The organism is Sanguibacter sp. 25GB23B1 (assembly GCF_040012415.1).
Classification (GTDB): domain Bacteria; phylum Actinomycetota; class Actinomycetes; order Actinomycetales; family Cellulomonadaceae; genus Sanguibacter.
In genome coordinates this window covers 22,537-36,934 of the sequence record NZ_JBDYKL010000025.1, presented here as the reverse complement: position 1 = coordinate 36,934, position 14,398 = coordinate 22,537, and the positions used below count along the sequence as shown (strand labels likewise).

General features: G+C 72.2%; 12 protein-coding genes. 11 read left to right on the top strand and 1 reads right to left on the bottom strand.

Annotation, left to right across the window (positions count from 1 at the left end; all coding sequences use genetic code 11):
- Positions 1-50: 50 nt before the first annotated feature.
- The 7 genes from ABKW26_RS13765 to ABKW26_RS13735 all read left to right on the top strand — a co-directional run bounded on the left by ABKW26_RS13765 (position 51) and on the right by ABKW26_RS13735 (position 11,462).
- The gene (locus ABKW26_RS13765; RefSeq protein ID WP_348594346.1) at positions 51-3,422 is read left to right on the top strand and encodes a DUF5107 domain-containing protein; all 3,372 of its coding nucleotides are present in this window, start codon (positions 51-53) and stop codon (positions 3,420-3,422) included.
- Complete coding sequence (locus tag ABKW26_RS13760) at positions 3,419-5,884, top strand: beta-galactosidase (RefSeq protein WP_348594345.1); 2,466 nt, start codon at positions 3,419-3,421, stop codon at positions 5,882-5,884. The genes ABKW26_RS13765 and ABKW26_RS13760 overlap by 4 nt, the downstream gene beginning before the upstream one ends.
- Positions 5,881-7,179: a cellulase-like family protein gene (locus ABKW26_RS13755; protein WP_348594344.1), complete on the top strand. Its 1,299-nt coding sequence runs from the start codon at positions 5,881-5,883 to the stop codon at positions 7,177-7,179. Before ABKW26_RS13760 ends, ABKW26_RS13755 begins: the two co-directional genes overlap by 4 nt.
- A gap of 274 nt (positions 7,180-7,453) precedes the next feature.
- Entirely contained in the window at positions 7,454-8,503 is a 1,050-nt protein-coding gene (locus tag ABKW26_RS13750) for an iron-siderophore ABC transporter substrate-binding protein (RefSeq protein WP_348594343.1), read from the top strand.
- A 36-nt stretch (positions 8,504-8,539) separates the two neighbouring features.
- Positions 8,540-9,583, top strand: a complete 1,044-nt coding sequence (locus ABKW26_RS13745; RefSeq protein WP_348594342.1) for an iron ABC transporter permease — start codon at positions 8,540-8,542, stop codon at positions 9,581-9,583.
- A complete protein-coding gene (locus ABKW26_RS13740) occupies positions 9,580-10,662 on the top strand; it encodes an iron ABC transporter permease (protein WP_348594341.1) in 1,083 nt (360 codons plus the stop codon). Before ABKW26_RS13745 ends, ABKW26_RS13740 begins: the two co-directional genes overlap by 4 nt.
- Positions 10,659-11,462, top strand: a complete 804-nt coding sequence (locus ABKW26_RS13735; protein WP_348594340.1) for an ABC transporter ATP-binding protein — start codon at positions 10,659-10,661, stop codon at positions 11,460-11,462. Before ABKW26_RS13740 ends, ABKW26_RS13735 begins: the two co-directional genes overlap by 4 nt.
- 46 nt (positions 11,463-11,508) lie before the next feature.
- On the opposite strand, the gene ABKW26_RS13730 is transcribed toward ABKW26_RS13735, so the two are convergent.
- Positions 11,509-12,684, bottom strand: coding sequence for a hypothetical protein (locus ABKW26_RS13730; protein ID WP_348594339.1), 1,176 nt, complete (start codon positions 12,682-12,684; stop codon positions 11,509-11,511).
- Positions 12,685-12,910: 226 nt separating this feature from the next.
- Here ABKW26_RS13730 and ABKW26_RS13725 point away from each other — a divergent pair, with 226 nt between their 5' ends.
- The 4 genes from ABKW26_RS13725 to ABKW26_RS13710 all read left to right on the top strand — a co-directional run bounded on the left by ABKW26_RS13725 (position 12,911) and on the right by ABKW26_RS13710 (position 14,366).
- Positions 12,911-13,066, top strand: coding sequence for a hypothetical protein (locus ABKW26_RS13725; RefSeq protein WP_348594338.1), 156 nt, complete (start codon positions 12,911-12,913; stop codon positions 13,064-13,066).
- Positions 13,051-13,497, top strand: a complete 447-nt coding sequence (locus ABKW26_RS13720; RefSeq protein ID WP_348594337.1) for a hypothetical protein — start codon at positions 13,051-13,053, stop codon at positions 13,495-13,497. The genes ABKW26_RS13725 and ABKW26_RS13720 overlap by 16 nt, the downstream gene beginning before the upstream one ends.
- A 111-nt stretch (positions 13,498-13,608) precedes the next feature.
- Entirely contained in the window at positions 13,609-13,974 is a 366-nt protein-coding gene (gene trxA, locus ABKW26_RS13715; protein WP_348594336.1) for a thioredoxin, read from the top strand.
- On the top strand, positions 13,971-14,366 hold the full coding sequence (locus ABKW26_RS13710) for a DUF302 domain-containing protein (protein ID WP_348594335.1): 396 nt from the start codon (positions 13,971-13,973) through the stop codon (positions 14,364-14,366). The genes trxA and ABKW26_RS13710 overlap by 4 nt, the downstream gene beginning before the upstream one ends.
- Positions 14,367-14,398: the final 32 nt, after the last annotated feature.

Here is a 14,398-nt window from a genome sequence, read left to right as displayed (position 1 = left end):
CAGTGAAACGGCACTCGGCACAGGGTGTCAACAGTGCGTACGGTCGTCACATGCTCAGTGACGAGTCGCGCATCATCCTTCCCGACGCCCCGGCAGAGCTCGCCGACCGGCCCGTCCGGGTCTGGCGGGAGCCCGTCGCCATCGACACGTACGAGCCCTCGGCCCCCGACCGCTACCCGGCCTATCTCGACCAGCGCGTCTACCAGGGCTCGTCCGGCGCGGTCTACCCGATGCCGTTCATCGACCGCGTCTCCCAGGACAAGACCTCCCGACTCTGGGACGCCGTCCACCTCGAGAACGACTACGTGCGGCTCATGATCCTTCCCGAGCTCGGCGGCCGCATCCACGTGGGCCTCGACCGGACCCGGGGCTACGACTTCTTCTACCGCAACGACGTCATCAAGCCGGCGCTCGTCGGCCTGCTCGGTCCGTGGGTCTCCGGCGGGGTCGAGCTCAACTGGCCCCAGCACCACCGGCCGGCGACCTTCCTGCCGACCGAGTCCCGCATCGAGGAGGACGACGACGGCTCGGTCACCGTGTGGTGCTCCGACCACGACCCCTTCGCGCGGATGCAGGGCATGCACGGGGTGCGGCTGCGGCCCGCGAGCGCTCTCGTCGAGCTGCGCGGGCACCTGGTCAACCGGACGGACGACGTCCAGACGTTCTTGTGGTGGGCGAACGTCGCCGCGGCTGTGGACGACACCTACCAGGCGTTCTTCCCGACGGACGTGCGGGTCGTCGCCGACCACGCGAAGCGGGCGATCAGCACGTTCCCCGTCGCGAGCGGACCGTACTACGGCGTCGACTACCCGGCGCAGCGGACCGTCGAACGTCCGGACGGTGACCGTCTCGACCTCGTCCGCAACGTCCCCGTCCCGACCTCCTACATGTGCCTCGGCACCCAGGACGACTTCTTCGGCGGGTACGACCACGGCAAGCGTGCAGGATTCGTCCACTGGGCCGACCACCGCGTCTCGCCGGGCAAGAAGCTGTGGACATGGGGCGACGCCGCGTTCGGCCACGCGTGGGAGACGCACCTGACCGACACGAACGGCCCGTACATCGAGCTCATGGCGGGCGTCTTCACCGACAACCAGCCCGACTTCGCGTTCCTGCGCCCGGGCGAGACCCGGACCTTCTCGCAGTACTGGTACCCGATCCAGGAGATCGGCCCCGTGCACCAGGCGACGCGGGACGCCGCCGTGCACCTGAGCGTCGAGCCGGTCGCCGGGCCGGACGCAGGAGCGGACGCGGCCGGCTCGCGGGTCCGGATCGGCGTCGCCGTCACCGAGCCCCGGCCGGGCACGCGCATCGAGCTCCGCTCCGGCTCAGCCGCGCTCGTGAGCGTCGAGGTCGACGTGGCCCCAGGTACCCCGTGGGTGCACGAGCTGGTCACCGGCCCGCTCGACCCGACCACCTGCGAGCTCGTCGTCGAGCACGCGGGGACCGTCCTGCTCTCCTGGTGCCCCCGGGCCGACGCACCGCTCCGACCGGCCGACGTCCCCGCACCGGCGACCGAACCTCCCCTGCCCGCAGACGTCCCCACCGTCGACGAGCTCTACCTCACCGGCCTCCACCTCGAGCAGTACCGGCACGCGACACGCTCCCCCGAGCCCTACTGGCTCGAGGCCCTGCGCCGCGACCCGGGAGACGCCCGCAGCGCCACCGCGCTCGCCTCACGGCGCACGCGCGACGGCCGGCTCGCCGAGGCCGAGGAGCTCCTGCGGACCGCCGTCGCACGCCTCACCCTGCGCAACCCCAACCCGCGCGACGGCGAGGCGCACTACCGGCTCGGGGTCGTGCTCGCCCGCCAGCGCCGGGCGGACGAGGCCCGGACAGCGTTCGGCACGGCGTCGTGGAACTCCGCCTGGCTCGACGCCGCGACCGTGGCGGCCGCACGGCTCGACCTCGCGGCGGGCCGCGACCCGCTGGAAGCGCTGGAGGCCCTCGACGCGCTGCTCACGCGGTCGCCCGGCCACACCCAGGCCCGGAACCTCGCCGCCGTCGCCGCCCGACGAGCCGGCGACCACGAGCGCGCGCGGGCACTGGTCCGCGGGACCCTCGCGTCGAACCCGCTCGACGCCTGGGCACGCGACCTCGCCGCGCGCCTCGAGCCGCACCCCGGGCAGCGCCTCGACCAGCACCCTGAACAGCCGGGGCGGCCGAGCGGTCCGGACGACCGGACGGACGACCCGACGATCACCCTCGACGTCGCCCTCGAGCACGCCTCGGTCGGCGAGCGGGAGGCCGCGCTCGACGCGCTCGGCCGCGCCGCGACCCTCCCGCTCCCCGCCGGTCAGCGCAACGTCGTCCCTCTCGCGTGGCTGCACCGAGCGGACCTCGAACTGCGCAGCGGCGACGCGGTAGCGGCGAGCGCGAGCCTCGAGGCCGCCCGAGCGGCGGACCGCACGTGGTGCTTCCCGTCCGTGGCCGAGGACGACATGCTGGCCCGGCTCCGATCGGTCTGGCCGGACGACCCGCTCGTCGCGGGGCTCGCGGGCCACCGGCTCTACGCGGCCGGCCGGCGCGACGAGGCCGTCGCCGCCTGGGAGGTCGCCGCCGCCGCGGAGGACCCGGACGTCGTGGTCCTGCGCAACCTCGGCGTGGCCGCGCACAACGTGCAGGGCGACCCGCACGCTGCGGCGGCACACTACGAACGGGCGCGACGCCTCGCCCCCGACGACGCCCGGCTCCTCTACGAGGCGGACCAGCTCGCGGCGCGGCGCGGCGTGGACCCGGCCGAGCGGCTCGCCAGGCTGCAGGGCCGACCGGACCTCGTCGCCACCCGGGACGACCTCACCATCCAGCTCGCCGAGCTCCTCACCGGCACCGGCCGGGCCGAGGAGGCGCTCGACGTGCTCGTCGGCCGGGCGTTCCAACCGTGGGAGGGCGGCGAAGGACGGGTGCTCGCCGCGTGGGAGGACGCCCACCTCGCCGTCGCGCGGGACGCGCTCGTCGCGGGCGACGCGCCGCGAGCCGTCGAGCACGCGACCGCTGCGCTGCACCCGGTCGGCTCGCTGGGCGAGGCCCGCCATCCCCTGGCGAACACCGCCGACCTCCACCTCGTCCTCGGCGACGCCCTCGCCGCGGCCGGGCAGGATCTCGCCGCGACGGAGGCCTGGGAGGTCGCCGCCACGCAGCACGGCGACTTCCAGGCGATGCAGGTGCAGGCGTTCTCCGAGCGGACCGCGGCCTCGGTGACGGCCCTGCGACGTCTCGGCCGCACCGACGACGCCCGCCGGCTGCGCGACGGCCTCGCCGACTACGTCACCGAGGAGTCCGCACGGCACGCGACGATCGACTACTTCGCCACGTCGCTGCCCACCATGCTGCTGTTCACGCACGACATCCAGCAGGCACACGACGCCCGCACCGAGACGCTCCGGGCACAGCTCGCCGTGCTCGACGAAGGAGACCGATGACCCCCGACGCCACCGTCCTCCGCGACCACCTGCCGTTCGGCGAGCCCGCGGGCACACCGGACCGCATCGCCGTGACGAGCCGCTCGATCGAGCGCGACGGCGTCCCATGGTTCCCCGTCACCGGCGAGATCCACTCCTCGCGCATCCCGCGGGAGCGATGGTCGGAGGTCCTCGGCCACGCCCGCGCCGGCGGGCTGACTGCCGTCTCCACGTACGTCTTCTGGCAGGCGCACGAGCCGGAGCGGGGTGCCTTCCGCTGGGACGGCACCCTCGACCTCCGTGCGTTCGTCGAGCTCGCCGCCCGGCACGGTCTCGAGGTCGTGGTCCGCCTCGGTCCGTGGGCGCACGGCGAGGCGCGCCACGGCGGCTTCCCGGACTGGCTCGTCGACTCCGGCATCCCCACCCGGTGCGACGACCCGGCATACCTCGAGCGCGTCCGTGCCTTCTACGGCCGGACGATCGCCCAGCTCGCCGGGCTCACGCACCGTGACGGCGGCCCGATCATCGGTGCGCAGATCGACAACGAGCTCTACGACCAGCCGCAGCACCTCGCGACGCTCCGGGCTCTCGCGGAGGAGCTCGGGCTCGACGTTCCCCTGTGGACCGCGACCGGCTGGGGCGGCGCGCAGGTCCCGGCAACGCTCCTGCCCGTGTACGGCGCGTACGCCGACGGCTTCTGGGAGGAGTCGACCACCGGGTGGCCCGCCTTCGCGGGCTCCCACTTCCGATACAGCACCGTGCGCGACGACCTCTCCGTGGGCGCCGACGTCCGCGAGGCGCTCGACGGCGCGGGCCTCGACCCGTCGTCCACCCTGCCCGGTGCCGTCCCGCTCAAGGACGACGACGCCGTGCCGTTCGCCACCTGCGAGCTCGGCGGCGGCATGCACGTCGCCTATCACCGCCGACCGCTCGTGACACCCCAGGACGTGGCTGCGGTGGCGCTCGCGAAGGTCGGAAGCGGCTCGGTCTGGCAGGGCTACTACATGTACGCGGGTGGTACCCAGCGCGTCGGGCCGCACGGCACGGAGCAGGAGTCGCAGGCCACCGGCTACCCGAACGACGTGCCCACGCTCACCTACGACTTCCACGCGCCGGTCGGCGAGCACGGACAGGTCCGCCCCCACCACCACCTCCTGCGTCGCCAGCACCTGTGGCTCGCGCAGGAGGGCTCGCGCCTCGCGGGCATGACGACGACGGTCGGCGGAGGCAGCGACGACCCAGCCGAGCTGCGCTGGGCGGTGCGCTCGGACGGCCACGAGGGCTACCTCTTCCTCACGACGTACCAGCCGGCCGCGCACGCGATCGACGCCCAGCCGGCCGTGCAGCTCACCGTCCCACTGGGTGACACCGAGGTCACCGTCCCGAGCCGGCCGATCGACCTCCCGGCTGGCGTGACCGTCGCCTGGCCGCTCGGCTACCCGCTCACCGAGGACCTCGTGCTGCGCAGCGCCACGGCCGAGGTCCTCACCCGGATCACCGACGACGTCGGCGACCTCGTCGTCCTCGTCGCGACGGACGGCGTGCGCGTCGAGCTGGTCGTCGAGAGCCGGGACGGCGCGCCGGTCGCGGTGCGCGGGGACGGACGCGGGCGGGCCTGTGACGCTGACGGCAACCGCGACGGCGCGACCGTCATCGAGCTCGCGGTCGCTCCCGGGCGAGAGACGGTCGTCGAGCTGCCGGGCGTGCGTCTCCTCGTCCTCGACGAGGCGAGCGCGAACGCGCTCTACCGGCTCGACGTCGCCGGTCGCGAGCGCCTCGTCCTGTCCGACGCCCCGGTGTACGCCCTCGACGGCGACCTCGTGCTGCACCCGGACACGGGTGTGGCCACCGTCGCGCTGCTCCCCGACCCGGGCGCACTCTCCAGCACGGACGCGAGCGTGACCCTCACCGGCTCCGGGCCTGGTCCCGGTCCCGGCGCGCAGGAGACCGAAGACCTCTGGCGCACGTGGACCGTGCGGGTTGCCCGTGATGCGCCGCGCACGCTCCTGACCGACGAGCACCCCGACGCCCCGAGCCCGCCGACCGTGCGGCGCGGCGGACCGATGGACCGCCTGAGCGCCCCGACGGACTTCTCCGGTGCCGCCCGGGTGCACGTCACCGTCCCGCGCGACGCGATCGACGGGACGAACCGCGCGTTGCTCCGCATCACGTGGACCGGCGACGTCGGACGAGCTCTCGTGGGCGACGAGCTGGTGAGCGACCACTTCTGGCACGGCCGCGCGTGGGACGTGGACCTCACACCGTGGCTCGACGAGGTCGCCGAGCAGGGCGTGACCCTCGAGCTCCTGCCGTGGCGACACGAGACGGGCGTGTGGGTGGACCCGTCCGTCCGCGATGTCACCGACGGGATCACCGTCACGTCCGTCGAGGTGGTCCGGGTAGCCCGGGTCACGCTCACGGCCACGAACGAGACCACGACCACGACCACGACCACGACCACCATGATCGGGAGCCGACGATGACCCTGGCCCAGCCGCACCGCACCGAGCACGACCTGTCCGAGCGCCACCTCCCCGACCGGCTCGCGATCACACTGTGGGACTTCTCCTGGTACGTGCGCACCGGGCCCGGGGAGCCGTTCGAGGACCTCGACGTCGCCTTCGCGCGTGCGCGGGACCTCGGGTACAACGCGGTCCGGATCTGCGCGATGCCGTTCCTCCTGTTCCGCTCCGGGGTGGACACGAGCGCGCTGCGCCTCGGCCCGATCGGCGGCGGCTACGCCGGCCGCATGCGCTGGTACGACGTCCAGAAGCACACGACGATCGACGCGCGGGAACACCTGTTGGCGTTCTTCCGCGCGGCGCAGCGCCACGGGGTCGTCGTCATCGCGTCCTCGTGGGAGTACCAGCAGAGCCCTGCGTTCGCGGCGGACCGCGCCTGGTACGACGCCCTGGAGGCGGTGGACCCGGAGGAGCGGCTCGTCGTCCTCGGGGAGGCGATGGCCGATCTCGTGGACCTCCTCGTCGGGCACGGGCTGGAGGAGACCCTCGCGTTCGTCGAGCTGCACAACGAGGTGCAGGCAGGGCACCTCACGGCGGGCTTGCCGGGGGTCGAGGATGCCGTCGTCGAGCTGCGCCCACGGCTGGAGGCCGGGATCGCCGCGTTCGGTGCACGGCATCCTCGGGTGCTGTGCGGCGTGAACTACGCCGCCGTGCCGGTGACGGCGATGCGCGGGGTGCCGCACAACGCGCAGGTGCTCGTCGTCCACCCGTACGTGTACGGGGTGCTCGAGGAGCTCCTCGTCGAGTTCGCGCTCCGCGGCGCGCCGGAGGACTTCCCCCAGGAGCGTGCCGACGCGGAGATCTTGCGGCCCGGGGCACCACGCCTCGACGAGTGGGCTCCACCTGCCGACGAGGAGTGGAAGCGGCACGCCTCGATCCTCGAGCGCACCGAGATCTACGTCCACGACTGGTGCGACCCGGAGGCGGTCGACCGCTGGCTCTACGCGCGGTACGGGGCACACCGGATCGCGATGGCGATCCGTCTCCGCGAGTGGATCGAGATCGCGGCGGACACGGCGGCGCGGATGGGGATACCGCTCGTCTTCGGCGAGGGGTGGGTCGGGTACACGCCCAAGGACTGCCGGTTCGAGGAGGGGCCGGTCGGGTCGCAGATCTGCCGTGACGCCGTCCGGATGTCGGTCGGGGTGGCTGCGTGGGGCGCGGTCGTGTGCTCGAACGCGGCACCGCACCACGCGATGTGGGCGGACGAGGCGCTGCAGCGCGAGTGCACCGCGCTCCTGCTCGGTCCCGCCTGACCTTTGTCCGTCTCGCGACAGAGAGAGTCGCTCCTGCGCGATTGCCACACCGACGATCGTGCCCTAGTTTTGGGTAGGCAACCCTAACTACCCGAGAGATCGGGGCGTCGGTGAGCTCCCCCTCGTGCTCGACCGGCGCCGGTCGCAGGTCAGTTCCTGCGCGCCCGAACGGTCTGATGAGGGTGCAGCCACGACACCTCCGACGGGTCTGGTTGCACCGCTCTTCCCGTGCGAGCACGCACGATCACGACCACTGCACGACCGAAAGGGAACCATGCCTCGCGCATCCATGCTCACCGCGCTCTCCGCGGCAGCCGTCCTCGCCCTGGGGCTCACCGCCTGCTCCTCGTCCTCCGCCGACGAGGCGTCCGGCACCGAGAGCTCGACGTCGGGCGAGTTCACTCCCATCACCATCGAGCACGCGCTCGGCACCACGGTCATCGAGTCCGAGCCGGAGCGCGTCGCCACCGTCAACTGGGCCAACCACGAGGTTCCCCTCGCCCTCGGGATCGTCCCCGTCGGCATGGCGGCCGCCAACTTCGGCGACGACGACGGCGACGGTCTCCTCCCCTGGGTCGAGGAGAAGCTCGAGGAGCTCGACGCCGAGACGCCCGTCCTCTTCGACGAGACCGACGGCATCGACTTCGAGGCTGTCGCGGACACCGAGCCGGACGTCATCCTCGCCGCGTACTCGGGCCTCACGCAGGAGGACTACGACACCCTGAGCGAGATCGCGCCGGTCGTCGCCTACCCCGAGACCGCGTGGGGCACGTCGTGGCGCGACACGATCACGTTCAACAGCCAGGCCATGGGCATGGCCGAGGAGGGCGAGGCGCTCGTCGCCGAGCTCGAGACCGAGATCGCCGACGCCGCTGCTGCCTACCCGCAGATCGAGGGCAAGTCCGCCATGTTCCTCACCCACGTCGACACCACGGACCTCAGCGAGGTGAGCTTCTACACCTCGCACGACACCCGTGCCATGTTCTTCGAGGACATCGGCCTCACGACGCCCGAGAGCATCGCGACCGCCTCTGCCGAGACCGACGTCTTCTCCCTCACCCAGAGCGCCGAGCAGGCTGACGCGTTCAGCGACGTCGACGTCATCGTCACCTACGGCGGCGACGAGCTCGTCACCGCCCTCGAGGCCGACCCGCTCCTGTCCCAGGTGCCGGCCGTCGCGTCGAAGTCGATCGTCAACCTGCCCGGCACGAGCCCCCTCGGCACCGCGGCGAACCCGACGCCGCTGTCCATCTCCTGGGTGCTCGACGACTACCTCGCGCTCATCGCCGCGGCAGCGGACGCGTCCTCGGCCGCGACGTCCTGACCCGGTCCAGCGACCAGGCCCGGTAGCCACGGCTCAGTGACGACCACCGCTCCCCCACGCGCCTCGGGCGTCGCTCTCGTGCGACGTCCGAGGCGCGTCCGCGCCCTCTGGCTGCTCGTCGTCGTCGCCGTGCTCGGCGCACTCATGGTCGCCTCCGTGATGATCGGCTCCCGCGAGGTCGCGTGGTCCGACGTGGTCGCGGCGTTCGGTGGCTCGACGGACGGGTTCGAGCAGGCCGCCGTCTCGAAGCGGATCCCACGGACGGTCCTCGCCGTGGTCGTCGGAGCGGCCCTGGGCGTGTCCGGCGCCCTCATGCAGGGCGTGACGCGCAACCCGCTCGCCGACCCGGGCATCCTCGGCGTGAACATGGGGGCGTCGCTCGCGGTCGTCGTCGGCATCGCGTTCTTCGGCCTCACCGCGGCGTCGAGCTACGTGTGGGTCGCGATCATCGGGGCGGGAGTCACGGCCGTCTTCGTCTACACGATCGGGTCCCTCGGCCGCGGCGGGCCGTCGCCGCTCAAGCTCGCCCTCGCGGGCGCGGCGTGCTCCGCGGCCCTCGCGTCCTTCATCAGCGCGATCATGATCCCGCGCGGCGACGTCAGCGCCGGGGTGCGGTCGTGGCAGATCGGCGGGGTCGGGGGCGGCACCTTCGAGAGCATCGGCCTCGTCCTGCCCTTCCTCGTCGTCGGTTTCGTCGTCGCCCTGCTCTCCGCACGGAGCCTCAACTCGCTCGCGCTCGGGGACGATCTCGCCGCCGGTCTCGGCGAGCGGGTCGCCGTGGCGCGGGCGTCGTCGGCGTTGGCTGCGGTCGTCCTGTGCGGTGCGGCCACCGCGGTGACGGGGCCGATCGGCTTCGTCGGCCTCGTCGTCCCGCACGCGTGCCGCCTCATGATCGGTGTCGACCACCGCTGGCTGCTGCCGTTCTCCGCGGTCGTCGGTGCGGGCCTGCTCACGGCGGCCGACGTCCTCGGACGGATCGTCGCCCGTCCCTCCGAGGTCGACGTCGGCATCATCACCGCCCTCGTGGGCGCCCCCTTCTTCATCTACATCGTCCGGCGGCAGAAGGTGCGGGCACTGTGAGCACCGTCAAGACGAGCGCCACGACCCCGTCGTCGACGGCCCCTGCCGCGCTGAGCACCGTCGAGGCGATCGTCCGCAGCCGCGCCCGGCGCGGCCTGCGGCGCCGGGTCGTCCTGGCGACGCTCGCGGTCCTCGTCGTGGTCGTCTTCACGGTGAGCCTCATGGTGGGCCAGACGTTCTACCCGCCGGGCGACGTGCTGCGCGTCGTCCTCGGGCAGGACGTGCCCGGGGCGTCGTTCACGGTCGGCCGCCTGCGGCTGCCGCGCGCCCTGCTCGCGGTCCTCGCCGGGCTCTGCTTCGGCCTCGGCGGCGTGACTTTCCAGACGATGCTGCGCAACCCGCTCGCGAGCCCGGACATCATCGGCATCAGCTCAGGGGCGAGCGCCGCAGCGGCCTTCGCGATCGTGTCGCTCTCGCTCGGTGCGCGGGAGGTGTCGATCTTCGCGATCGTCGCCGGCCTCGCGGTCGCGCTCCTCGTCTACGGGCTGTCCTTCAAGGGTGGCGTCGCGGGCACGCGCCTCATCCTCATCGGGATCGGCATCGCGGCGATGCTCGACAGCCTGACGAGCTACGTGCTCTCCCGCGCCGCCCAGTGGGATCTCCAGGAGGCGATGCGGTGGCTCACCGGCAGCCTCAACGGGTCGAGCTGGAGCCAGGCGGTGCCGGTCCTCGTCGCGCTCGTCGTCCTCGCGCCCGTGCTGCTCAGCCAGGCCCGGAACCTCTCCGCGACGCAGCTCGGCGACGACACGGCCTCGGCCCTGGGCGTGCGCGTCGAGCGGACGCGGCTGCTCGTCATCGTCACGGCCGTGGGCCTCATCGCCTTCGCGACGGCCGCGACCGGGCCGATCGCGTTCGTCGCGTTCCTCTCCGGGCCCATCGCGTCGCGCCTCGTCCCGCCGGGGCGGTCGCTGCTCGTACCGGCGGCGCTCGTCGGCGCGCTGCTCGTGCTCGTCGCCGACTTCTGCGGGCAGTACGCCCTCGGCGCCCGCTACCCGGTCGGCGTGGTGACCGGTGTGCTCGGCGCGCCGTACCTCGTCTACCTCATCGTCCGCACCAACCGCGCAGGAGCCTCGCTGTGACCACGTCCCACACCCTCTTGGTCGAGGACCTCACGCTCGGGTACGGAGACCGGACCGTCGTCGAGCACCTCGACCTCGCGGTGCCACCGGGCAAGGTCACGGCGATCGTCGGGGCGAACGCGTGCGGCAAGTCGACGCTGCTGCGGTCGATGTCCCGCCTGCTCGCGCCCCGCTCCGGGCACGTCCTCCTCGACGGCAAGGAGGTGCACTCGATGCCCGCGAAGCAGCTCGCCCGGACCCTGGGCCTGCTGCCGCAGTCGCCGATCGCGCCCGAGGGCATCACGGTCGCCGACCTCGTCGGGCGGGGCCGCAACCCGCACCAGGGCATGTTCTCGCGCTGGAGCCACGCGGACGACGTGGCGGTGGCCGCCGCCCTCGACGCCACGGAGACCGCGGCCCTCGCGGACCGCCCGGTGGACGAGCTCTCGGGCGGGCAGCGCCAGCGCGTGTGGATCGCCATGGCGCTCGCCCAGCAGACGGACCTCCTGCTGCTCGACGAGCCGACGACCTTCCTCGACGTGAGCCACCAGGTCGAGGTCCTCGACCTCCTCACGGACCTCAACCGCTCGCGCGGCACGACGATCGTCATGGTGCTCCACGACCTCAACCTCGCCGCCCGCTACGCCGACCACCTCATCGCCCTCGCCGACGGGCGCCTGCACAGCGCCGGAGACCCGGCAGACGTGCTCACCGAGGAGACCGTTCGCGCGGTGTTCGGCCTCGACAGCCAGGTCATCGTCGACCCGACGTCGGGCAAGCCCCTCATGCTGCCGATCGGGCGGCACCACGTCGTGGTCTGACGTCCGTCCGGACGGATCCTCCCGCGTGCGCACTCTGAGCAGCCGATCAGCGGGCGGGCTCCGGGGCTCGAGCCACGGGTGCCTGAGGAGCGGGTGCCACGTGCGCGCCGTTGTAGACGTGCAGGACGCCGAAGACCAACAGCGCAGCACCCACGATGATCGCCAGCGTTCCACCGCTCGGGAGTGCCCCGTAGAGGAGCCCCACGTTTCCGTCACAGTGGAGAGCCGCGACCACGCCATGGGTCTCCACCGCCGACTCCGTGCACAGGCCCGGGACTCCGACGAGCGCATCGTCGACCAGCCTCCGCGCGATGGCCTCTGGGCTCATCGTCAATCCGAGGAGGAAGACGCAGAGAGTAGGAAGCACAACGGCAACGACGATTCCCAGGCGCGGAGAGCTGAAATGGCGGTAGAGGTAGGAAGCGGAACGAAGAAAGCCGAAGAGCGCTCCGAGGATGGCGCCTGCCGTCGACAGCGCGAAGATGCTGTTCGCCGACATGTCGGTGCGTTCGCCCAAGTCACCACCGACGGAGAAGAGACCCGAGAACTCCATCGACACCGCCACGATGCCGAGAACTACCCCCACTGCCAAACCGACGCCTGCAGCATCTGCCACGACCTTGAGCAAGCGCATCGCGCCGAGCCTGTTGCTCACCAGGGCGACGAGAGCCCAGGCAAGGAGGACTGGAGCGCCCATGCCGACGAGCATCGAGACCAACCACATCCCCGCCAGAACGCGTATCAGTTCCCAGGAGGGCCCTTCTCGCAGACCGAACCCAACGAAGAGACTCACCATCGTGACGGCCACGAGAAGAGCCACGGTCATCCACCTGGGCGAGCTCCGCAGCGCACGAACCTGTGGACGATCGTCGACCTCGACGACGCGAAGCTCTTGCCAAGATCTCATAGCCGCCCTGGGCAGGCGCCGGAGTTCTCCCAGGAGCATCTGCACCTCCTTCGTCCGCGCACCCTTGATCAGAGCCAGGATGCACAGAGCCGCCCCGACCACGATCACGGCCCTCGAGACCCCTGCGAAAGCGCCCGGATACCCTTGGCCTACGCCCGCGGCCAGGAAGAGAAGCGCGAGAAGCGCACTGATAGCCATCCTGGTGAGCGCATCAAGAACGCTTCCCCCGGCACGTCTCTCCGGCGCGAGTCGGAAGACCGTGCGGCCGCAGGCGACAAACCCGACCGTCGCCAGGGCCAAGAGCAGTGGATTCACAGGTTGCCCCATTCGTTGCGGGTGCGTGAGCGAGGCGTCGCCGTGACGCATCACCCTTCCCAACCTGCACCCTGCGAAGACCGTACGTCACGGCTCTGACAGCCGACGGTGACGCCGTCAGGACGGTGAGCGCAAGACCCGCTGCACGCGGCGACCGCCCCGGGCGGTGGGGTGCAAGGGCCTCGACGACAGATCCTTGCGGCCCTCAATACCCCAGGGGGTATACTTGAGCCACACCGACATCGACACCCAAGGAGAGTCCGCCATGTGCTACCCCGTCCAGTGCCCGCGCTGCACCAAGATCACCTGGGACGGCTGCGGCATGCACGTCGACGACGTCATGACCTCGGTCCAGCCGGAGCAGCGGTGCACCTGCCGCTGAGCGCCGAGCTCGACGACGCACCCGGAGCCGTCACCGAGCGCCGCGCCAGGTGGCGGTCCCGGTGGCCGACCCGTCGTCTCGTCGCCGCAGCCCTCCTGGCCGTCCCGCTCGGCGCGATCCTCGCCGACGCCGGCGGCGGATGGGCACCGAGCACGCTCCCGCTGTGGAGCGGGCTCGTGGCCGTCGCGGCCACGCTCGGCGCCGCCACCCTCGCCACCTATGTGCCGGTCCCCGGCGGCACGTGGCGGCTCGACCTCGGCTGCGCGCCGTGCGCTGCCGCGGCGGGACTCAGCGTGCTCGCCGCCACGTGGCTGCTGGCCCTGGGGCCGCACCAGGCGTCGATGGCCGTCGTCGCCGTCATCGTCACGGCCGCCGGGCTCGGACAACGCCTGACGGACGACAGCAGCGCCTGCGTCACCGGCCCGCGCTGAGGTCGCCGAGCCCGGACACCCGATCGCGTCACGGAATACCTGAACACTCCTCGCGTTATACCCCTAGGGGTATCCCCGATCCGACACCACACCTTCTTCCAGGAGATGACGATGACCACGACCACACTCACCGCGTCCACCTTCGCGAGCACCGTCCAGGACAGCCCGATCGTCCTCGTCGACTTCTGGGCCGCCTGGTGCGGCCCCTGCCGCGCCTTCGCCCCCGTCTTCGAGGCCGCCTCGACGCAGCACGAGGACATCGTCTTCGGCAAGGTCGACACCGAGGCCGAGCAGACGCTCGCAGCCCAGGCCGGCATCACGTCGATCCCCACGCTCATGGCGTTCCGCGACGGCATCCTCGTCTTCTCCCAGCCGGGCGCCCTGCCCGCCAAGGGGCTCGAGCAGGTCATCAGCGCGGTGCGCGACCTCGACATGGACGACGTCCGCGCACGCATGGCGGCGGAGAAGGTGTCATGACCTACGGCATCAGCACCACCCTCGACCAGCCCTTCGACGCCACGATCTCCGCCGTGCGCGAGGCGCTCAGCGAGCAAGGCTTCGGCATCCTCACGGAGATCGACCTCGCCGCGACGCTCAAGAAGAAGCTCGACGTCGACGTCCCGCCCCAGGTCATCCTCGGCGCCTGCAACCCACCGCTCGCCCACCGGGCCCTCCAGGCCGAGGAGTCGGTCGGGCTGCTCCTGCCGTGCAACGTCGTGGTCCGCTCCGTCGGAGAAGACCGCACGGTCGTCGAGGCGCTCGACCCCCTGACGATGGTCCAGATCACCGGGAACCCGGCGCTCCAGCCCGTCGCGGACGATGCGGCGAGCCGGCTCCGTGCGGCGCTGGACGCCCTGAGCGCTCGGTAGCTCCCGCTCCCCGCGCACGCCGTGACCACGCG